We start from the raw sequence: 23,443 nt of genomic DNA, 5'->3' as shown, positions 1-23,443 counted from the left end.
AGCGGACGGCCAGCGCTGCGGCCAGGTTCTGCAGGCCGAAGGAGTCCAGGCCGTACTCGCCGAAGCCGGCCTCCGGGTCGAGCGTGGACGGGGCGATCCCGAGGATCTCGCCGACCAACCCGCGGACCTGCCCGACCAGCTCCGACCCGGGAGCGACGTACGGCCCGGAAGCGATGTCCGGCCCGGAAGCGACGTCGGGCCGTGGTGCGGCGTCCGGTCCGGGAACAGCGGGAGCGGCGTCCGGCCCGGGAACAGCGGGAGCGGCGTCCGGCCCGGGAACAGCGGGAGCGGCGTCCGGTCCGGGAACAGCGGGAGCGGGGTGCGGGGCGGGAACAGCGGGAGCGGGGTGCGGGGCGGACGTCGGCACCGGGTAGCCGTCCTCACGTAGGCGCATCCCGGCCACCAGCTCCCGCATCGCGGCCGGCTCACCGGGCAGGACGGCCACCTGGTCCCGGTCGAGGCGCAGCACCAGGTCGAGCACCTGCCCGCCCTCTGCCGCCTCCAGGTAGCGGAAGCCGGTGGCGGCCAGGTAGCGGCGCTCGTCCCCGGCGTCCACGTGCATGCCGCCGGCACGCCACATCGGCCAGTCCACCGACACGGTGCGACCACGTCGGCGTCCGGCGCGGCGCTCCCGTTCCCGCGCGGCGGCGAACCCGTCGAGGTACCGGGCACCGACCGCGTAGTCCAGGAGACCGTAGTCACCGAGCTGCCCGGCCAGCGACGAGTAGAGCACGAACACGTCCAGCGGCTGGTCGCGGGTGACCTCGTCGAGAACCACGGTCCCGGTGAGCCGGGCCCGCAGGTGCGCACGGAACTCGTCGAGGCCCTTGCCGGGCAGCGGGGTGCGCGACACGGTGCCGGCCAGGTGGAAGACCCCGTCGAGAGGGCCCCAGGCGGCGGTCACCTCCGCCACGACACGGGCCATGGCGGCACGGTCGTCGACGGCCGCCTGGTGGTACCCGACCTCGCCGTGGGCACGCAGCTCCGCCAGTGCACCGCTGCGCTCGGCGGCCGGCGAGCGGCCGGTCAGCGCGACCCGGGCGCCACGCGAGAGCAGCGTCCGGGCCAGCAGCACGCCGAGGCCGCCCAGACCACCGGTGATCAGGTAGACGCCACCGTCGCGCAGCGGCGAGGGCAGGACCGGCTCAGCGGGGATCTCGCTGAGCACCCGGACCGTACGGCCGGTCACCGACACCCGTACGGCCGGACCCGACAGCCGGTGCGCGGCGATCTCGGCGAGTAGTTCGTCGGTACCGGTGGGGCCCTCGACCCGTACGACGCCGACGTTCGTTCCCGGCAGCGCGGCCCGCAACGACACGTCGAACCCGCCCCACGCCTCGGCGTGCGGACCCTCCGGCACCAGCACCTGGATGCGGGCCGGGGCGCGGGTGCCACGGGCCGTCAGCTCCTTGACGATCCGGAACATCGCCTCGATCCCCAGGTCGTCGCGGCCAGGCGTGAGCAGCGGCCACTGGTGCACGATCCGGGTCGGCGGGTCGGCCAGCAGCCGGGCGTAGTCGTCCTGCTCGCCGGGCCGGATGGTGACCACCGTGCCGTCGTCGCGGTACTCTGCGCCCGCCACGACGTGCACCGCGCCCGGCACCGGCAGGTCACCCAGGACCAGCACCCGGCCCGGGTGCTCCCCGGGCGCCGGGACCGGCTCGTCCCGCCAGGTCGCCGTGAAGTAGCTGATCGGCGGGGCCGTCGTGCCGTCGGTGAACCAGTGCCGTTCCCGCGCGAACGGGTACGTCGGCAGGGACCGCCGACGGGGCCGGTCCACCCACCGGCGACGCCAGTCCACCCGCGCGCCCCGTACCCAGGCGGCAGCGGTCTCGTCGTCGCCGTGGCCGTCGTACGGGTCACCGCTCGCGCCCCGCTCGACCCGCCCGGTGTGCAGACCGGTGGTGTCACCGGCGAGGAACCGACGCAGTGTGGTGACGGCGTGCTCGGCGGAGTCCGTGACGAACGCCAGCCGCTCGGCGTACGCCCCACGCCCCACCTGCAGGGTGTACGCGGTGCCCGCCAGGTCGTGCGCCCACCGGTCCGGCCGGTCGGCGAAGGCACGCGCGTACGCCCGCAGCCGGTCGCCGTCCCTGGCGGACAGGACGAACACCACAGGTCCCGTCGGCGGGTGCGGCTGCGGGCTCGGGTACTCCTCGAGGACGACGTGGGCGTTGGCTCCGCCGTACCCGAAGGCGCTCACCCCGGCGCGGCGTGGCACTGCCGGCGCGGGCGGCGGCCACTCCCGCAGCCCCGTCGCCAACTCGAACGGGGTGCCCTCCAGACCCAGGTGCGGGTTCGGCCGCGGGCCGTGCGGGTCGCCGGTGATCCGGCCGTGCCGCAGCGACAGCAGGACCCGCAGCACGGCGGCTATCCCCGCCGCCGGTTCGAGATGGCCGATGGTGTTCTTCAGCGCCCCGAGGGCGCAGTGCGGCCGGGCCGGCGTCCCGTGGCCCCAGTCGCGGTAGAGGTCGGCGAACGCCTCGCGCAACCCGTTGGTCTCGGCGGGGTCACCGATGACGGTGCCGGTGCCGTGCGTCTCCAGGTATCCGATCGTCCGCGGGTCGACCGCCGCCTCCCGGTGCGCCTGTCGGATCACCTCGGCCTGGGCACGCGGGTTGGGTGCGGTCAACGAGTTGGCCCGGCCGCCGTGGTTCACCGCGCTGCCCCGTAGCACCGCCAGGATGGGGTTGCCGTCGGCCCGGGCCCGGCTGAGCCGGGTGAGTACCACGACGCCGACCCCCTCGCCGCGTACGTAGCCGGCCGCGTCGGCGTCGAACGCCCGGCCGACACCGTCCGGGCTGAGCATCCCGGCGCGTTCCAGCGAGGCGAACGTGACCGGGGACAGCATCAGGCTGACACCGGCGACGATGACGGTGCCGCACCGTCCGAGGCGCAGCGCCTCCGCCGCCCGGTGCAGCGCGACGAGCGAACTGGAACAGGCGGTGTCCACCGGTTCACTGGGACCGTGCAGGTCGAGCTGGTAGGAGATGCGGTTGGCCAGCATCGACGGGGCGAGACCGGTCGACGAGTAGGCGTCGGTGGCGGTACCGGAACGCTGGATCAGCTCGGCGTACTCGGAGGAACCGACGCCCACGAAGAGCCCGGTGTCGGTGCCGGCCAGGTCGCCGGGGTCGATGCCGGCGTCCTCCAGCGCAGCCCACACCGTACGCATCAGCAACCGCTGCCGCGGGTCCATCCAGCGGGCCTCCCGGGGGGAGATGCCGAAGAACAGCGGGTCGAACCGGTCGACGTCGGCGATGAAACCGGCCCGGGTCACCCGGGTGTGTTCCGGGTGGCCGGCGGGATCGCCGTGGTGCTCCCGCACGTCCCACCGGTCGGCCGGCACGTCGGAGAAGAGGTCCCCGCCACGTTCCAGGTTGGCCCAGAACTCGTCCAGATCGGCGGAGCCCGGCAGCACCCCGGCCATGCCGACGATCACCACCGGATCGTCCGTCCCGGGCGGACCGGACGGATCCGGTGCCGCACGCGGGTCGTCGCGGGTGAGCCACCCGGCCAGGGCCGTGGCGGTCGGGGTGGCCAGCAGCTGGTCCGGGCCGACCGGCACCCCGAACGCGGCGGCGACGTCACCGGCCAGCCTCAGCAGCGCCAGCGAGTCGAGCCCGTGATCGTGGAACGACGCATCCGGGTCGAGGTCGGTCACCGGATAGCCGCTGATTCCGCTGACCAGTCGCAGCACGGTGTCCAGCGCGGGGCGGCGCGGGCCGGTCGGCCGGTCCGGCACCGGCGTGGCGGCCGTCGGCCCGGCGGACCGGATCCAGCAGCGGACCCGCTCGAACGGGTACCCGGGCAGCGACAGCGGCTCCGGTCCGCGGCCGGGCGTCCCCCGCCAGTCGATCACGTCGCCGGCGACCCAGCGGCGTGCGACGTCGCGCGGGTCCGTGCCCGGCGCGACCGGGGGGCCGGGTTCCGCGGTGACCACACCGGTCCAGCCCGACGGCCGTCCGGCGAGGAAGGACTCAAGCTGGTCGATCAGCTCGTCGGGCCGACGGGCGACCACGGCGAGCCGGTGTGCCATCGCCTCGCGCCCGGTCTGCAGCGTGTAGGCCAGCCGGTCGAGGTCGAGGTCCGCAGCGGCCGGCAGGGCCGCGGCAAGCTGACGCAGGGTCGATCCGCTGTGCACGGTCCCGACGTTCAGGGTGCTGTCCCGCCCGGCCAGCCGCATGATCACGGCGGGGTCCAGGCCGAGTTCGTCGAGCGGCTCGTCGACGGCGGTGACCGGCACCCCGGCGGCCGAGGCGATCTCGGACAGGCCGGGTCCGGCCGCCCCGCCGCGCAACCGGTCCAGCATCCGCTCGACGACGCGGCGCAACGCCTGCGCGTCGCGCGCCGAGAACGGGAAGACGGCCGGCACCGGCACGACGCCGGAGGGTGATCCGGCCCGGTACTGCTCGACCAGGACGTGCGCGTTGGAGCCGCCGGCGCCGAAGGCGCTGACCCCGGCACGCAGTGGCTGCGGGCCGGTCCACGGGGCCACCTCGCGCTGCACGCGGAACGGGACGCCCGCCCAGTCGACGGCCGGGTTGAGCTCCTCGGCGTGCAGTGACGGCGCGAGTTCCCCCACCCGCATCTGCAGCAGCACCTTCGTCAGACCCGCGATGCCCGCCGCAGACTCCAGGTGACCGACGGACGACTTCACCGAGCCGATGGCGATCGAGGCGGCGGGGGCGTCGCCGAACACCCGGGTCAGGCCGGCGATCTCGGCGGGATCGCCGAGCGCCGTGCCGGTGCCGTGCGCCTCCACGTACGACACGGTGGCCGGGTCGACGCCGGCGGCCCGCAGGGCGCTGGTGACGACCTCGCTCTGGGCACCCGGGCTGGGTACGGCGTACCCGCCGGTCTTGCCGCCGTGGTTGACGGCACTGCCGAGGATGACTCCGAGGATGCGGTCACCGTCGCGTTCGGCGGCGGCCAGCGGCTTGAGCAGGACAGCGCCGACACCCTCGCCGGGGACCATGCCGTCGCCGCCGGCCGCGAAGCTGCGGCACCGTCCGGAGTCGCCGGTGAACCCACCGGCCGCGAGTTGCCGGTACTTGCGCGGATGTGGGGTGAGGTTCACGCCGCCCGCCAGCGCGTAGTCCGCGCTCCCGGCGGCCAGTGCCGTACAGGCGAGATGGATGGCGGTCAGGGACGACGAGCACATGGTGTCGACAGCCAGGCTCGGGCCGTGCAGGTCCAGGACGTACGACACCCGGTTGGCGATCGACGCGTAGCCCATTCCCCCGGCCAGCCCGCGCTCGTCCTCCAGGAGCTGGTAGTGGCCGTACATGACGCCGACGTAGACGCCCACGCGGCTGCCCCGGAGCCGGGCGTGCGGATAACCGGCGTCCTCCAGGGTGTGCCAGGCGGTCTGCAGGAACAGTCTCTCCTGCGGGTCGGTCAGTTCCGCCTCGCGCATCGACATCTGGAAGAACCGCGGGTCGAACTCGTCGATGTGGTCGAGGAAGCCGCCCCACCGGCTGACCGGTCTGCCGTCCACCTCGGAGACCACCGACGGATCCCAGCGGTCGGCCGGCACCTCGCGGACGCAGTCCCGGCCGGCCCGCAGGTTGGCCCAGAACGTGTCGACGTCGTCGGCGAGCGGGTACCGGCCGGCCATGCCGATCACGGCGATCCGGGTGTCCGTCGTCGGCGTCGGTCGCCCGGCGGGCTCGACCGTCGCCGCCGGCACGGACGGTGCCGCCGGACCGACCACCGGTACGGGCGGGGGTTCGGCGGGCAGCAGGCCCCTGACGCTCTGCGGGTACCGCTCGACCAGATGGTCGGCGACCTCGCGGATGGTCGGGTGCTCGAACAGCAGGGTGGCCGGCAGGTCCCCCATCCGTTCGGCGAGCAGGTCGGCGATGCGGGGCACGGTCAACGAGTCGACCCCGAAGTTCTCGTACGTCTCGTCCAGCCACAGCCGGTCGCGGGGTACCTGGAGGACCTGGACGAACGCGTCCTTGACGTACTCGCGGGCGGCCTCGACGAGCCGCTGCGCGTCGCCGGTGCGCGGCGGCGACCCGGCTGTCGCCTCGCGGGCGGGCTCGGCCAGCGGCTGCGCGTCGCCGGGGCTCGGCTGCGACACCGCCGGCACGGGTGTCGCCGGGGCCGGGCCGGTGGCCGCGACGACGACGTGCTGGGTGAGCGCCCGGTCGGCGGGGAAGGCCCGGCTGCGGGCGAACCCGGCCAGTTCGAGCGCGGTGCGCCAGCCGGCCCCGGACAGCAGGGGGGATCCGGGCAGGCGCAGGCCGGTGTCGCGGTGCAGCCACCAGCCGTCGAGCAGGCCGAAGGTGAGCGTCGTGGTGACGGCGTTGTTGCTGGCCTCGTTGAGCACCAGGTGTCCGCCCGGTTTGAGCAGCGCCGCGACCGCGCGCAGGGTGTGCAGCAGGTCCGGGGTGGCGTGCAGGACGTTGGCCGCCACCACGAGATCCGCCTCGCCGGGCGGGAATCCCTGCGCGGCCGGGTCGCCGGAGATGTCGAGTCGTTGGAAGCGCACCGTCGGGTAGCGCTCGGCGAACCGCTGCCGGCCGTGTTGCAGGAACGCGGGTGAGATGTCGGTGTACACGTAGGTCAGATCCCTGCCGGTGGCGGTCAGGGCGGGCAGCAGGCTCGCGGTGGTGCCACCGGTCCCGGCCCCGATCTCGACGACCGTGACCGGTCCGCCCAGCCGGCCGACCCGGTCCAGCGCCGCGGCCACCACGAGTTCGTTGGCACGGTCGACGACGGGGCTGCCCCGGTAGGCGTCCTCCACCAACGCCGTGGACCCGCCGGGGAACATCACCTCGGTGGCGCGCACGCTGCCCCTCAGCACTCCGAACAGGTCGCGCATGCAGGGCCTCAGCAGGCGGTCGATGCGGTTCAGTGCCGGCTGGCGCGCGCAGAGTGCGATCAGCTCGTTCTCCGGGTCCACCGGGGCCGACCGGTTCGTGGGGACCAGCGCGGTGCCGTCGTCGCGCAGGAAGCCGGCCGCGGTGAGCACCCGCAGCAGTTCGGCGAAGAGCCGGGACTGCCCGTCGGCGATCCGCAGCCGTCGCTGGACGTCGGCGGCGGTCCACCGCTCGTCGTCGCTGCGGAACACGCCCTCGTTGCGGAACAGCTCCCACAGCCAGCCGGTCACGATCCCGTCCAGCGACGCCTGGTCGGCGTCGGTCAACAGCGGCGCGACCGGTGCCAGGGCGGCCGCCGACGGCGCCAGTTCGTCGTCGCCGGCCGGGTCCCCCGGCCGCTCGACCCCGGCGGCGGCCAGCACACCGGCGTCCGCCTTGATCACCACGACCTGCCGGTCGGTACGACCCAGCACGTCGTGCACCGCCGCCATGCCCTCCGCCGGGGTGATCGACCGGATTCCGGTCCGGGCCAGTCGCTGCCGGTACCGTTCGTCCGCGACGATGCCCACGGTGCCCCAGTAGCCCCAGTTGATGACGGCCGAACGGGCGGGCAGGACGCCGTCGAGGTGCTGCGCGAACGCGTCCTCGAACGTCGATCCGGCGGCGTAGTTGGCCTGCCCGGCGCTGCCCGACAGCGCCACCGCGGAGGAGAAGAACAGCACGAAGTCGAGCCCGGCGGCGGTGGCGATGGCGTGGTGCAGTGCCACCGAGGTCCGCGTCTTGGCGTCGAGGACGGTCCGGAAGGTCTCCTCGGTCATCGTGGCGACGATCTGGTCACGCAGCACGATGGTGGCGTGCACGACCCCGTGCAACGCGCCGTGCCGGCTCCGGACAGCGGTGACCACGTCGGCGAGTGCCGCCGGGTCGGTGGCGTCGGCCCTGCGGTACGACACCAGCTCGCCGGCCGGGTCCAGGCGGCGCAGTCGTTCCCGACGTCCGTCGTCCAGCTCGCTGCGGCCGACCAGCACCACCCTCGCCCGGTAGCCGCGTACCAGCCATTCGGTCAGCTCCAGGCCGATACCTCCGGCGCCGCCGAGGATCAGGTAGACGCCCCCGTGGCGGATCGCCTCGCGGGGTGCGGCGGCGGTGACGGGGACCAGGCTCCGCCGGTGCAGGACACCGGCGCGCAGGGCGTACGGGCCGCCGGCGGGCACGTCGAAGACGTCGGCGGACAGGGGATCGGTCGACGAGCGGTCGACCACCGCCACCCGCCAGCGCGGGTGTTCCCGGGCCAGGGAGAGGGCCAGTCCGTGCAGGCTCGCCGCGTAGGGGTTGCCGACCGGCTCCGGGCCGGTGCTCAGGGCGTCTTCGGTGACCACGGTGAGCCGTACCGGGGCACCCGACCGCTGTAACGCCTTGGCGACGCGGAACAGGGCCAGGACGCCGTGCTCCTGCGCGCGGTCGAGGGCGGCGAGGTCGTCGGTGCGGCCGGTGGCAGGGCCGGAGAGCACGACCACGTGGCCCGGCCGCCCGGGCGGTACGACGGAGCCGTCGGCACCGATGTCGGTGACCGCACCGCCGAGCCGGGCGGCGAGGACGGCGGCGAGCGGAGCGGCGGCGGCAGGACCGATCACCCAGGTGTCCGGGTCGTCCACGGTCAGGGGCTCGGCCGGAGTCGGGGACCAGCGGGGTACGTACATCAGGTCGTCCACCGCCGGCCCGGCCACGGCGGACCCGACCCGGGACGCCCGCGCCCCGGGAGCCGGGCGCAGGGCCAGGTCACGTAGCCGGACGCAGACGCCGCCGGCCCGGTCGGTCAGGGTCAGGTCGTACCGGTCCGGGCCGACGGCCCGGACGTGGGCGTACACCTGGTCCGGTAGGGGCGCGAAAACCTCGGCGGCGGCGAGCGCGAACGGCACCATCGCCGGTCCGTCGGTGGGGTCGCGCAGCACCGCGAACGTGTGCAGTGCCCCGTCGACCAGGGCGGGCGGCAGCGCGCAGCCGGCGAACGGGGCGGCCCCGCTGGGCAGGCGCAGGCTGGCCAGCGCCTCCCCGGTGCCCGACACGATCCATTCGACGGCACGCAGGGCGGGGCCGTAGACCAGGCCGGCGGCGGCGAGGTCGGCGTAGACGGCCGCCCCGTCGTGCCGGTGCGGCAGGGCCGTCCGGATCCGCTCGACCGCGACGGGCTCCGGCACGGTGCCGGTCAGTGTCTCGACGCCCCCCTCGGCCACCAGGTCACCGGCGTCGTCGAGCAGGGAGAAGACCAGGCCGGTGCCGTCGCTGCGCAGCCGGGTCGCGAGGCGGCGGGTGGCGTCGGCGACCACGAACGGGCGCAGCCAGCGGACATCGCGCAGGCGGACCGGCACCGGGTGGCCGACGGTCGCGGCGGCCGCCCGGGCCATCTCCAGGACCGCCGCGGCGGGAAGCAGGCGCATGTCGCCGACGCGGTGTCCGTCGATCAGCGGATGCCCGGGTGGGAAGGTGGTTCGGTAGGTCAGTCCGGTGATGCTGCCGGCCGGATCGATCGCGCCGAGCAGCGGGTGCGTGGCCGGTCCGACCGTCGGCGGTGCCCAGGTCTGCTCGGTGATCCAGCAGCGCAGTTCCTCGAACGGGTAGCCGGGCAGCGGCAGCCGCCGACCGGTGCCACCCCAGTCGACTGTCGCGCCGGCGGTCCAGGCCGCCGCCAGGCCCGAAAGGTCCGTGCCGGCCGCAACGACGGCACGGGAGGCGTTGCGGCCGCGGACGCTACCCGTCCACACGCCGTCTCCGGTGCCCGCGCGCAGCCGGTCGACCAGCTCGTCCGCCGTCGAGGCGAGCACCACCATGCGGTCGGCCCAGGCCTCACGTCCCTGTTGCAGGGTGTACGCCACGTCGGCGAGCCGGTCGGCGGGGCCGTCGGCCACGGCGTCGGCGAGCCGCCCGGCCAGCAGGCGCAGGCTTTCCGGCGTACGGGCCGACAGCGGGAAGAGCCGGGGGCCCGGCGCGGCGGCCGCAGGGGGCGCGGCGAGGTGTTCCTCGACCACCAGGTGGGCGTTGGCTCCGCCCGCGCCGAACGAGCTGATGCCGGCGCGGCGCGGCTGCCCGCCCCGGCGGGGCCAGGGGGCCACCTCGGTCTGCACCCGCAGCGGCGTGGAGGCGAAGTCGATGTTCGGGTTCACCGGGTCCGCGTGCAACGACGGTACGAGTTCCCCGTGCCGGATCTGCAGGAGCACCTTGCAGAGTCCGGCCATCCCGGAGGCCGACTCGAGATGGCCGATGTTGGATTTCACCGAGCCGATCGGCAGGCTGTCGCGGGGTAGGCCGGAGGCGTCCAGAGCGCGGGCCAGCGCCCGGATCTCCACCGGGTCGCCGAGGGCGGTACCGGTGCCGTGCGCCTCCAGGTAACCGAGCGAGGCGGCCGTGACGCCGGCCTCGGCCAGCGCCCGCTCCACGAGGTCGCTCTGGGCGACCGGGTTGGGCACGGTGAAACCGTTGGTCCTGCCGCCGTGGTTGACGGAGGTGCCGAGGATGACGCCGTGGATGTGGTCGCCGTCCCGGATGGCGGCCGACAGCGGTCTGAGCAGCACCACGCCCACGCCCTCGCCGGGCACGTAGCCGTCACCGTCCGCACCGAAGCTGCGGCACCGGCCGTCGCTGGAGGTGAAGCCGCCCTGGCCGAGGAACCGGTACTTGTAGGGGTGGACGTGCAGGTTGACACCCCCGGCGAAGGCCATCTCGGTCTCACCGGAGCGCAGGTCGCGGACGGCGAGGTGAATGGCGGTCAGCGAGGAGGAGCACATGGTGTCCACGCCGAGGCTGGGACCGGTCAGGCCCAGGGTGTACGAGACGCGGTTGGCGATGGACGCGTGCGACGACGCGCCGATCCGGCCGTCGGCGGCCTCGTGGAGCTGGTAGAGGCCGTACATGGCGCCGGCGTAGACCCCGACGCGGCGGCCCCGCAGGCCGGCCCGGGTGTGTCCGGCGTTCTCCATGGCGTGCCAGGCGGTCTGGAGGAACAGCCGCTCCTGTGGGTCGATGATCTCCGCCTCCCGGGGGGAGATGCCGAAGAAGAGCGGGTCGAAGCGGTCGATGCCCCGCAGGAAGCTGCCCCACCGGCTGTACCGGGCCGCCCGGTCGGCCGGGGTGGCCTGGTCGTAGTCACGCCAGTCCCAGCGGTCCGCCGGGATCTCGGTGATCAGGTCGCGGCCGGCCCGCAGGTTCGCCCAGAACTCGTCGAGGGTGTCGGATTCGGCGAACCTGGCCGCGACGCCGACGATCGCGATGGGCTCCGGCTGCGGGGACCCGGGTGCGGCGTGGTCGGGTCGCGGGGCCGTCACCGCGGCCGGGACCACCGGCGGCTCCGGTGCCGGATGTGTCGTCGGGACGAGTTCGGTCAGGCGGGCGCCGTGCTGCTCGGCGAACCAGCCGGCGAGGCCGCGCAGGTCCTGGTACTCGAAGAAGAGGGTCTTCGGCAGCGATCCGAAGTGGTCCTCGAGCCGCCGGGTCAGGTCCATGATCAGCAGCGAGTCGATGCCGTACTGCTCGAACGCGGTGTCCGCGTCGATGTCCTCCGGCGGGTAGTCGAAGACCTCGGCCAGCACGCCCCGCAGGAACTCCTCGGCGACCGCGGTGACCGCAGCGGTGGCGTCGGCCGGCGTCGCCGCCGGGGCCGGTGCCGCTGCCGGGACCGGTGCCGGCGCGTCGAGCAGCTGCCGGATGCGGTCCAACTCCCCGTGCGCGACCAGCACGTGGTCGCCGTCGTGGCCCAACGCCCTGTCCCAGGCGGCCAGGGCGGCCGCGGTCGGCAGTGGACGCAACCCGGAGCGGCGGACGATGCGGTCCTGCGTGGCGTCGTCGGCGTCCATCCGGATCCCGCCGTCGGCCCACAGCGACCACAGCACGCTGAGACTGCGGCCGGGCCGGTCGCTGTCGCGTCGCCAGGCGGTGAACGCGTCGAGGAAGCGGTTGGCGTAGGCGTAGTCGGCCTGTCCCGGGCTGCCCGCCCCGGACATCGAGGAGAAGCAGACGAAGAAGTCGAGCGGGTCCGTGGCCGTGGCCCGGTCCAGGGCGAGCGTGCCGTGGACCTTGGGCCCCAGCACCGCGGCGATCTCCTCGTCGGTCTTGCGCAGGAGGAACGAGTCACGGGTGACGCCGGCCAGGTGCAGCACCCCCCGCAGCGGCCCGAACGTCTCACGGACCCGCGCGACCAACCGCTCGGCCGCGCCCGGCGCGCCCAGGTCGCAGGACAGGTAGTGCACGTCGATCCCGGCGGCACGCAGGACGCTCAGGTCGGCGTCGGCGGACCGCCCGGTCAGCACGTACCGCGCCGACGGCCCCAGGTGGGTGACCAGGTGTCGGCCGATCACGCCGGCGCCGCCGGTGACCAGCACCGTCCCGTGCGGCGTCAGCGGCGTCGGGGCGGGTGCCGGGACGATCGGCTCCCACCGGGCCACCTGCCGGCCGCCGGCGGCGTACCGGACCCGGAACTCGTGTTCGGCGGCGGCCTCCCCGGCGGCGACCGCCCGCGGGTCGGCGTCATCGGTGGTGATCACCGCGACCCGGAAGTCCGGATGCTCGTTGGCGATGCTGCGCGCCATGCCGTCCAGGGCCAGCAGGCGGGCGTCGGTGGCCGCACCGGACGGTCGGAACACGTGCAGCACCCGGACCGGCCGCCGGCTCGGCTGCGCGGCCCAGGCCCGGAAGAGCCGGATCAGGCCGGGTAGCGGATCGTCGTCGCCGAGGCGGACCACCACCAGCGGGTCGGGGCTCGGGAAGGGGCTGTCCGAGCCGGGGTCCAGCACCACGGTGCGCCCCGCCGGGACAGCGGGGCGCACCGGGGCGTCCCGCCACCGTTGGGCCAGCAGGTGGGTGGCCACCGCGTCGGCCTGGTCCCGGACCGCGCGGGTGACGACACCGTGCAGCCGGACGGCGACACGGCCGTCGGCGGCGGCGAGGGCGATGTCGTGTCCCGTACCGGTGGCAACGGCGTGGACGTACCCGTGCTCCGGCAGCGGCCCGAGGATCTCCACCCGGTCGATGGAGAATGGCAGCTCGCGCGGGCGCGGGGCGGACGGGTCGGCGGCGGTCCAGAGCGCCGCCTGCAGCATCGCGTCCAGCAGGGAGGGGTGCAGGGTGAAGTCCTCGAACGGCAGGTCGGCGGCGTCCGGCACGCCGACCTCGGCCAGCGCCTCGCCGGGGGTGCTACGGATGCCGCGTAACCCGCGCAGGCTCGGTCCGTACCCGCCGCCGAGCGCGGTGAAGACCGCGTAGCAGTCGTCCGCCGAGGCGGTGCGGGGCAGGCGGGCACGCACGGCGGTCAGGTCGAGGGGGGCCACCGTCTCGACGTCGTCGAAGCGCAGGGTCCCGGTCGAGCACAGCTCCCCGTCCCGGGTGCCGTCGACGCGGCGCAGCTCGTAGGCGACGCCGTCGGGGGCGGGCACCAGGCGCACCCGCACCCGGACCGGCTCGCCGGTGAGCACCACCGGTCGGGCCCAGATGACGTTCTCGACGCCCGTCGCGGTGCCGTGCCCGGCCCGGGCGGCGGCGTCGACGGCGAATTCGAGGGCCACGACGGCGGGCAGGATGCGCACCTGGCCCAGGGCGTGGTCGCGCAGGTAGAACTCGTCGCCGGTGAGGGTCCGCTCGGCCGGATCGGCGGCGAGGGTGGCCGGCGGGTCGATCCAGTACCGGTGGGTCACCGGCGGCGGCTGCGGTAGTGACAGCCGGGCCGGTCGCCGGCCCGTGCGCTGCGGCGGGGCCACCGCGGCACCCGCGACCCACAGCCTGGCAGCCTCGTGCGGGTCGCCGGTCACGACCGGCTCACCGGTGGTGCGCGTGGCCGTGCCGGTGACGGTCCCCGTGCCGTCACGGAGCCGTTCGGTCAGCTCCGCGACGCTGGTCACCACCACGGCGAGCCGTTCCGCCAGCTCCTCCCGGCCCGTCCACAGGGTGTTCTCGATCTGGTCGAGCGTCGTCTGCGGGTGCGCCTGCAACCATGCCACCAGCTCGGTGCGGTACCGGTCGAGCTGTTCGCGGCCGGCGGCCGACAGGACGATCAGCCGGGCGGCGCGGTCCTCGGTGCTGTTGCCCATCACTGCCTCTCCGCTTCCGCCACCACGACGTGGACGTTGCTGCCGCCCATGCCGAAGGAGCTGACGCCGGCGCGTGCCGGTACGCCCCCAGCCGGTTCCCAGGGCTGTGTCTCGGCCTGGAGCCGGAACGGGCTGCCGGTCAGATCGATCATCGGGTTGGGGGTGCACAGGCCGACCAGGCCGGGCAGCAGCCGGTGTCGCATGCTCAGCAGCACCTTCACCACTCCGGCGACACCCGCGGCGGCCTCGAGGTGGCCGATGTTGGCCTTCACCGAGCCGAGTCCGGTGCGCCCCGGCACGACCGGCAGTCCCCAGTCGCGGTACAGCTGCGCGAACGCCTCCCGCAGCGCGTCCACCTCGATCGGATCGCCGAGCGGTGTCCCGGTGCCGTGCGCCTCGACGTAGCCGATCGTGTCGGGTGGCACCGCCGCCGCCCGGTGCGCCGCGATCAGGACGTCGCGCTGAGCCTGCGGGTTGGGCACGGTCAGGGAGTGGGTGTGGCCGCCGTGGTTCTCGGCCGAGCCGATCAGCACGGCGTGCACCGGATCACCGTCGGCCACCGCCCGGTCCAGCAGCTTGAGCGCCAGCAGCACCACGCCCTCGCCCCGGCCGTAGCCGTCCGCGCGCTCGTCGAAGGTCTTGCACCTGCCGTCGGGGCTGAGCATGCCGGCCCGACGCAGGCCGGTGAACCCGTGGGGGGACAGCAGCAGGTTCGCGCCGCCGGCCAGGGCCAGCTCGCAGTCGCCGAGGTGCAGGGCACGGGCCGCGCGGTGGATCGCCACCAGGGAGCTGGAGCAGGCGGTGTCGTAGACCGCGCTGGGGCCGCGCAGGTCGTACACGTACGAGATGCGGTTGGCGGCGATCGACGCGACGTTGCCGATCAGGAAGTGGTCACCCATGTCCGGCGATCCGGGGGGCAGCAGACTCAGGTAGTCGGCGCCGCTGAGACCGACGAAGACCCCGGTGCGGCTCCCGGCCAGCGCCGCGGGCCGAAGCCCGGCGTCGAGCAGCGCCTCGTCGGCGGCGTGCAGCAGGAGCCGGTGCTGCGGATCCATCTGAGCCGCCTCGCGCGGCGAGATCCGGAACCGCGCCGCGTCGAAGGCGTCGACGTCCCGCACGAACGATCCGCGGAACCGTTCCGGGAACAGCCGCGCGGAGAAGCCGCGCCCCACCGGGTAGGGCTCGGTGAGGTCCCGGCCCTCGGCGAGGTGCGTCCAGAACTCGCGCAGCGACCCGGACGCCGGTAACCGGCCGCCGACGCCGACGATCGCCACCGGCGGATAGCCGGTGCGCGGCGGCGGTGCGTCGGATCCGGCGACCCGGACCGGCGTCACCGTCGGCGACCCGGCGTCGGGTCCGCTGTCCGTGACCGCTGCCGGGTGGGTGGCGCCCAGGTGCGCCGCGAGGGAGGTGAGGACGGGGTGGGCGTAGAAGAGCGTGGGGCTGACCGGGACGCCGAAGCGGACGCGGACCGCCATCGCCAGGCGGGTGAAACCGACCGAGTCGAAGCCGGCCTCGCCGAGCGGCCGGTCCACCGGGATCTCGTCCGGGTCGACGGCGGCCACTCCCGCGGCCAGCTCCCGCAGGGTGGCCAGCAGCCGGCCGCTGTCGTCCGGCCGGGGTGCCCGTGGCGTCTGCGGGTGGCCGAGGTCACGGATCAGCTCGTCGAGCGGGGCGGTGGCGAGCCGGACGGTGTCGACCTTGGCGTTCGGGGTCATCGGCAGCCGCAGCAAAGGCACGGTCCGGGACGGGATCATGTACGCCGGCAGCCACTCCCCGATCCGCGCGACGACCGTCGCGGCAGCCTCAGGGTCGGCGACGACGAAGGCGACCAGGCGCGGCTGCTCGTCGCGCAGGACCACGCCCGCCTCGGTGGTCACGCCGGTACGGCGGATCGCCGCCTCGATCTCGCCCAGCTCGATGCGGTGGCCACGTAGCTTGACCTGCCGGTCGGCCCGGCCCGACAGCAGCATCTCGCCGTTGTCGGTCCACCGGCCCAGGTCCCCGGTGCGGTAGCGGCGCTGCCCGTCCCGCACGACGAAACGCTCGGCGGTCAGCTCGGGACGGCCCCGGTAGCCCCGGGCGACGCCGTCCCCGCCGATCAGCAGTTCCCCGGTGGCGCCGAACGGGACCGGGTCACCGTCCGGGCCGGCGAGGTGGAACGTCGTGTTCGCGATCGGGGTGCCGACGGTGATCGGCCGGTCGCGGCGTACCCGCAGCGCCGAGGACCAGATCGTGGTCTCGGTCGGGCCGTACATGTTCCACAGCTCGCCGGCCCGGTCCAGCAGCTCCGCCGCCAGTTCGGCGTTCAGCGCCTCCCCACCGCAGAGCAGCCGGGGCACCCGGCCGCGCCAGCCGGCGGCCAGCAGCATCTGCCAGGTGGCCGGGGTCGCCTGGACGATCGTCGCGCCACTGTCGTCGAGCAGACGGGCGAGCGCGAAGCCGTCGCGGGTGACCTCCGCCGGTGCGAGGTGGACGGTGGCGCCCCGGGTGAGCGGCAGCAGCAGTTCCAGGCCGGCGATGTCGAACCCGGCCGTGGTGACGGCCAGCAGCACGTCGTCGTCGGCGCAGCCGGGCTGCTCGGCCATCGCGGTGAGGAAGTTGACCAGGTTGCCGTGGGTGACCTCGACGCCCTTGGGCTGGCCGGTGGAGCCGGAGGTGTACAGCACGTACGCGAGGTCGTCGTCGCGGCAGGCGACCACCGGACCGGGGGCCGCGGTGGCGGTGCCGTCGAGCGGAATCCGGGTGCCCGGTGCCGTGGCGGGCAGGCGGTCGGCGTACGCGGGGTCGACGAGGACCGCGGCGAGACCGGCGTCGGTGCAGACGTGGGCGAGGCGGGCGGGTGGGAAGTCCGGGTCGAGCGGCACGTACGCGGCACCGACGGTGTGCGCCGCCAGCATCGCCGCGATCATCGCGGCCCGCCGGCCGGACAGCACGCCGACCAGGTCGCCACGGGTCACCCCGGCGGCACCGAGGGTTCGCGCCAGGGCGTGCACCCGCCCGGCCAGCTCACCGAAGCCGGTCGTGCCGTCGGCGTCGACCACCGCGACCCGCTCCGGGGCCGACGCCGCGCGGGCCAGCACGAGATCGGCCACGGTCACGTCGTACGGCCGCCCGACCCGGGTGGCGTTGGCCCGCTCGACGAGGGCGTGCTCCTGCGCGGTGGTGAGGGCGAGGTCACCGATCCGCTGCCCCGGGTCGGCGGTGACGGCCGCAAGCAGCAGCCGGAAGTGCTCGGCCAGCCGCTCGGCCGTGGTCCGGTCGAACAGCTCACGGTCGTACTTGACGTACACCAGCGCCGCTGGTCCGCGCACCACGACCTCGACGACCAGCGGGTTCTCGCCCTCCTGGGTCAGTTCGAGGGCGTCTCGGAAGACGGTCTGCCCGGCGGCCATGTCCTGGTCGCCGCCGACACCCTGTTGGAGGTAGAAGCCGATGTCGAAGGAGACCGCGGCGCCGGATTCGCGGCGCAGGTCGCCGACCACGGCCGCGAACGGGTAGTCGCTGTGCTCCTCGGCCTGCGCCATGTGGTCGTGCACGGCGGTCATCAGCTCGGCGAAGCTGCGCCGTGGGTCGCAGTCCACCCGCACCACGACCGGATTGATCAGGTAGCCCACGGTGCGGTCGAACCGCTCGGAGATCCGGCCGTCGGTCGGCACCATGACGCTGACGTCACGGTGGCCGGAGTGCCGGTGCAGCAGCACGCTGAAGGCGCCCAGCAGCACGCTGAACGGGGTGAGCCCGGCCGCGCCGGCGGTGCGGCGAACGGCCGCCCAGCTGGCCTGCGGCAGGCGGAACTGCACCATCGCGCCGGTGTCCCCGGTGGCCGGCCCGGTCCGCCGCCGGTCGGTGATCGCGTCGAGGACGGGCCCGCTGGACGCGCCGGCCAGCCGGTCGAGCCACCAGCGGCGGTGCGTCGCGGCGGCCGGCCCGTCGAGCAGTTCCTGCTGCCGGCGGACGAACTCGCGGTAGCTGGCGGCCGGTTCGACGGGTGGCAGGACGCCGGGGCCGGCCAGCGCGTCGTGGCAGGCCACGATGTCGCGCAGCACCAGGTGGCTGGAGATCCCGTCGGTGATCAGGTGGTGGAACACCAGGAGCAGCAGGGTGCGGTCCCCGGGTGCCGTGATCAACCACATCCGGTGCAGTGGGTCGTGTTCCAGGTCGAACGGGGTGTGCACCAGACGTCGGACCCGGGCGGTGAACTCCCCGTCGGTGACGTGCCCCAGGTCGAGCCGCACCACCTCGACCGGTCGCTCGACGATCTCCTGCACCGGTGTGCCCCCGTCCAGGCGGACGGCGATCCGCAGCCCCGGCTGCCGCTGCACCGCGGCGACCAGGGCCCGGGTGAGCACCCCGGGATCGACCCCGTCACCCAGCCACAGCCCCAACGGGAGGTTGTACGAGGTGGTGCCGGGCCGGCTGGCGTGGATCGCCCAGAGTGCCGCCTGACCGCGGCTCAACGGGTACGGTCCGGCCGTCTCCGGTCCCGGACCGGTCAGGCCGCGCAACAGCGACTCGGCGACGTCGTCGGGCAGCTCACCGGCGGCGACGGCGGCGAGGATGTCCCGCAGTGCCGGGCTCATCGGCCGTTTCCCCACCGCAGGTCGGCCAGCACGTCGTCGACCTTGACCGATCCGTCGCGCAGCCCGGCCAGCAGGGCGCCGATACCGTTGCCCGGGGCAGGGGCCGGGACGGGTGCCGGCGCGACGGCTGCGGGCAGCGGCCCGTACGTCTCGTGCATCGTCCGGGCCAGGGCGCGTACGGTCTGCCCGACGTTGAACAGACGGGTCGGTACGTCGACACCGTAGGTGGCCCCGAGGCGGCGGCTGAGGCGACGCAGGCCCAGCGAGTCCACGCCGACGTCGGAGAGCACCCGGTCGGGCGACAGCCGGTCCGGGTCCATCCCCAGGTGCGCGGCGAGCAGGTCGCGGACGTGGTCGCGTACCGCCGCCTCCGGGTCGCCGCCGGTGCCGGTGGCCGTGGGTGCGGGGGCCACCGCGCCCACCGGTGCCGGGTCCGGCGGTACCGCCTCCGGCACCGCGTCGACGACCTGCGCCGGATCGGCTGCGACGAGCCCGGTCGCCGCGGCCTGCACCCGGTCGAAGCGTGGTCCGGGCGTGATCCAGTAGCTCTGCCGGGCGAAGGCGGAGGTCGGGGCGGCGATCCGCCGTACGGGCTCCCCCGGCCACAGGTCGGCCCAGTCGATCGCGGCACCGTCCACCCACAGCCGGGCGATCTTGTCGAGCTTTCCGGCCGTCATCACGGCGCGCAGGTACTGCCGTCCCTCGACGCCGTCCAGCAGCAACGCGGTGGCGGTCCCCCGGCCGTCGCCCACGCTGACGCCGTCGTCGCTCGTCCCGGCCAGCCACCCGGTCAGGCGTCGCTCCAGTGCGGCGGTGCCGTCCGCGACCACGGCGAGCCGTTGGGCGAAGACCTCCCGGCCGGTCTGCAACGTGTAGGCCAGGGCCGCCGGGTCCACGTCGGTGGCGTCCCGCACCCAGCGGACCAGGTGTTCGGCGTACCCGCGCAGCCGCTCGGCGTCCCGGGCCGACAGCACGAACAGGTGCGGGCCGGGCCGACCGGCACCGGGCCGGACGGGGAACTCCTCCAGGACCAGGTGCGTGTTGACACCGCCGAGACCGAACGAGCTCAGGCCGGCGCGCAGTGGAACCTCGACGCCGTCCGGGTCGACGGCGGGCCGCCACGGCTCGTTGCCGCGCAGCACGTGCAGTGGACTGCCGTCGAGCCGCAGGTGCGGGTTGAGCGTCTCCAGGTGTGGATTGCCGGGTAGTTCCCTGTGCCGCATGGCCAGCAGCACCTTGATGAGTCCGGTCACCCCGGCGGCCGCCTCCAGGTGACCGGTGTTGCTCTTCACCGCGCCCAGCGCGACCCGATGTCCCCCGCCGTCGATGCCACGATCGGCGTACAGCTGACGGAAGGCGGTCTTGAGTCCCTCGATCTCGACCGGATCGCCCAGCTCGGTGCCGGTCCCGTGGGTCTCGACGTAGGTCACCGTGCGCGGGTCGGTCCCGGCCCGACGGTGCGCGGCGACGATGCAGGCGGCCTGGGCCGCCGGGTTCGGCGCGGTGAGCGAGTTGCTGCGCCCGCCGTGGTTGATCGCGCTACCGAGCAGCACACCGTGGATGACGTTGCCGTCGGCGAGGGCGGCGCTGAGTCGTTTGAGCACCACGATGCCGGCGCCCTCGGCGCGGGCGATGCCGTTGGCGCGGGCGTCGAAGGCCCGGCAGCGACCGTCCGGGCTGAGCATGTCGGCCTGGCTCATGTCCACGAACAGCGTCGGTGACGCGATCACGTTGACGCCGCCGGCCAGCGCCACCGTGCACTCCCCGCTGCGGATCGCCTCCGCCGCGTGGTGCACGGCGACCAGCGACGACGAGCAGGCGGTGTCGATCGTCTCGGACGGGCCGTGCAGGTCCAGCAGGTACGACACCCGGTTGGACAGGATCGCGTGCGCCCGGCCGACGGTGTGGTACCCGTCGAGCGGCACCGCCAGGGCGTGCTGGAGCTCGAAGTAGTCGTAGGTGCTGCTGCCGACGAACACGCCGGTGTCGGAGCCGGCGAGATCGCAGGGGCGGATGCCGGCGTCCTCGATCGCCGTCCAGGCCGCCTCGAGGACGAGACGGTGCTGCGGGTCCATCGCGGTCGCCTCGGTGGGCGAGACACCGAAGAACTCCGCGTCGAACAGGTCCACCCGGCGCAGGAAGCCGCCCCAGCGGGCGGTGGTGCGGAACTCGCCCGGTTCGGGGGTGCCGTGGATGCGCCGCCAGTCCCAGCGGTCCGGTGGAATCTCGGTGACCAGGTCGTCACCGGCGACGAGGTGGGCCCAGAACTCGTCCAGGTCGTCGGAGCCGGGCAGCATACCGGCCATTCCGACGATCGCCACCCCGTCCTCGGCGGTCGGCTGCGGGTCCGGGACGGGCCCGGTCAGCGCGGCCGGAGCGATGCTCCGGGGGGCCACGGTGACCGGAGCGGCCGGGGTCGGCGCGGGCGGGGCCGGCGCGGCGGAGGTCGGCGCGGCGGAGGTCGGCGCGGCGGAGGTCCGGGGGCGGTGGTGGCGGGCCAGTTCCGCCCCGTACTCGTCGAGGATCTTCGCCACCAGCTCCCTGGCGGTGGACACCCCGAAGAACGCCGCGGGGGTCGCGTCCAGGTCCCATCGCACGTTGACCTGGTGACTGAGCCTGGTGTACATGATGGAGTCGAAGCCGAACCGGTTGAGCTGGTCGTCCTCGCCCAGTTCGGCCACGCTGAGCCCGGCCACCGCACGCACCATGGCCAGCAGCTCGGCGGCCACCGGCTCCCGCCAGGGGGCTTCGGCGGCCACCGCCTCCCGCCAGGGCTCCACGGCCGCGACGCCGGGTGACTGGCCCGTCGTCTCCACGCCGATCCCGTTCAGGGCGCTCTCGGTGCCCGACATGACCACCACCTGAATCTCCGGCCGGTCGAGCACGCCGGCCAGCACCTCGATGCCCGTACGGGGCGGGAGTGGATGGAAACCTGCCGCGGCCAACCGGCTGCGGTGACGCTCGGTGAGCGTCGAGCCCGACCACGGTCCCCAGTTCAGGACCCGGACGGGGTACGGCAGCCGGGCGGCGAGCGCGTGGCCGATGGCGTCCTGGGCGGTGCAGGCCGCGGCGTAGGTGGCCTGGCCCGGATTGCCGAGGAACGACTGCAGCGAGGAGAAGATCGCGAAGAAGTCCAACCGGCGGTCACCGATCGCCTCGGCCACGGCCAGCGTGGTCCGGGTCTTCGCGATGAGCCCCTCGACGAACCAGTCCTCGTCCAGCGCGGCGAGCGAGCGGTCACGCGCCACCGTGGTCGCGTGCACGACCCCGTGGACCACGCCGAGCCGGTCGAACACCGCCCGCATCCGGTCGGCGTCGCGGGCGTCCGCCTGCTGGAAGTCCACCAGGGTCCCGGTCGGGTCGAGGGCGCTGATCCGGGCTGCCCGCTCGCCCGCAGGGCGGGTCCGCCCGACCAGCACCACCCGGGCGCGGTGGCTGCGGACCAGGTGTTCGGCCACGTCCAGGCCGACGTCCCCGGCCCCGCCGACCAGCACGTACGTCCCGCCGTCGCGGAACACGGGACGGGTACCGGCGTCGTGCAGCGGTTGGAGCACCCGCCGGTACCAGCGGCCCGAGCGCACCGCGTAGTCGCCGGGCGTGGCGGCCGCGACCAGCGTCGGGTCGGCGGGGCCGACGTCGATGGCGCTGACCCGCCACCGCTCGCACTCGCGGCGGGTCGACTTCACCAGCCCGTGCGCGGCCGCCGCGACCGGGTCGACGACCGGTCCGTCCACCGCGGCAGCGGCCCGGGTGACCACGGTCAGCGTGAGGTCGCCCGCGCCACCGGGCCGGGTCTGCAGATGTCGGATCACCCGGAACAGGTGCAGGACGGCCGGCTCGCCGCCGGTGACGACCGCGTGCACCACGGCGGGTGTGGGCAGCGACTCCAGCGACGCGGAGGTGACCCGGTGCACGTCTGCGGCCGGGTAGTCGCCGTCGCCAAGCAGCCAGACGGTCCCGGTCGCCGGCAGGTGGGTTCCCAGGTCCGCGATCTGCCGCCAGCGCGGTGCGTAGCTGACCGCCGGCCCGCCGGCCCCGGCAACCGTCTCCGGCCGGGGGTCGGTCCAACACCGACGTCGCTCGAACGGGTAGGTGGGTAGCGGGATCAGGGTGCCGCCGGTGTCCGGCCAGTCGACGTCGGCGCCGGCCGTCCACCGGTCGGCCGCCGTGACGCCGTCGGGGTGGGCCAGCGCGGCGTGACCGGTGCCGTCGATCGCCGCGGTCAGGGCCGCGACGAGCGTCGCCCGGTCACCGGCGGTCACCGCCAGCCGCACGGTCATGGCGTCCCGGCCGTGCTGCAGCGTGTGCGCCACGTCCGCCAGTTCGACGTCGGTGTCCACGGCGGCACGCAGCGCCAGCGCGTAGCGGTGCAGCGCCTGCGCGGTGCGGGCCGACAGGGGGAACACCCACGGGCCGGTCGACGCCGTCGGGACGGCCGGGGCCGCCGGCTCCTCCACCACGACGTGGGCGTTGACCCCGCCGTACCCGAAGGAGCTGACCCCGGCGCGGCGGCGGCCGCCCGGCGGTCGGTGCCACGGCGTCGCCTCGCGGATCAGCTGGAACGGGCCGCCGTCCAGGCGCAGGTGCGGGTTCGGTTCGCCGAGCCCGGCCACCGGCGGCAGGACGCCGTGCCGCATCGCCAGCAGGACCTTGACCAGTCCGGCCACGCCCGCGGCGGACTCCAGATGGCCGATGTTCGCCTTGACCGCGCCGAGTGCGCAGAACGGGTCGTCGGGCAGCGGCCGGCCGTGCCGGCGTGCCAGTTCGTCGAAGGCCAGCCGCAGCCCGTTGACCTCGACCGGGTCGCCCAGCTCGGTGCCGGTGCCGTGGGTCTCCAGATATCCCACGGTGGCCGGATCGACGTCCGCCTCCGTGTAGGCGCGCACGATCATCGCGGCCTGTCCGGCCGGGTTGGGCGCGGTCAGCGACCGGGCCCGACCGCCGTGGTTGACCGCCG

3 protein-coding genes (2 of these 3 only partly in view) are annotated in these 23,443 nt (G+C 74.8%); all 3 read right to left on the bottom strand.

Annotated elements, in window-relative coordinates:
• Tightly spaced (each overlapping or abutting the next), the 3 genes in view from ACN261_RS20750 to ACN261_RS20740 form a layout consistent with a single transcriptional unit that may run on beyond the window.
• Window positions 1-13,903: the 5' portion of an L-histidine N(alpha)-methyltransferase gene (locus ACN261_RS20750; protein WP_425851667.1), read on the bottom strand. It extends 5,258 nt beyond the left edge of the window; 13,903 of the gene's 19,161 nt are visible here — the first part of the coding sequence; its start codon is at window positions 13,901-13,903; the stop codon falls past the left edge of the window.
• On the bottom strand, window positions 13,903-18,486 hold the full coding sequence (locus ACN261_RS20745) for an amino acid adenylation domain-containing protein (RefSeq protein ID WP_425851665.1): 4,584 nt from the start codon (window positions 18,484-18,486) through the stop codon (window positions 13,903-13,905). The genes ACN261_RS20750 and ACN261_RS20745 overlap by 1 nt, the downstream gene beginning before the upstream one ends.
• Window positions 18,483-23,443: the 3' end of an SDR family NAD(P)-dependent oxidoreductase gene (locus ACN261_RS20740; protein ID WP_425851663.1), read on the bottom strand. The gene runs 14,050 nt beyond the window's last position; the window shows 4,961 of its 19,011 coding nt (coding positions 14,051-19,011); the start codon falls outside the window, past its right edge; the stop codon is at window positions 18,483-18,485. The genes ACN261_RS20745 and ACN261_RS20740 overlap by 4 nt, the downstream gene beginning before the upstream one ends.

The organism is Micromonospora sp. WMMD723 (assembly GCF_049863385.1).
Classification (GTDB): domain Bacteria; phylum Actinomycetota; class Actinomycetes; order Mycobacteriales; family Micromonosporaceae; genus Micromonospora; species Micromonospora wenchangensis.
Note: the sequence above shows the minus strand (reverse complement) of the source record. Positions and strands in the feature narration are given on the sequence as shown.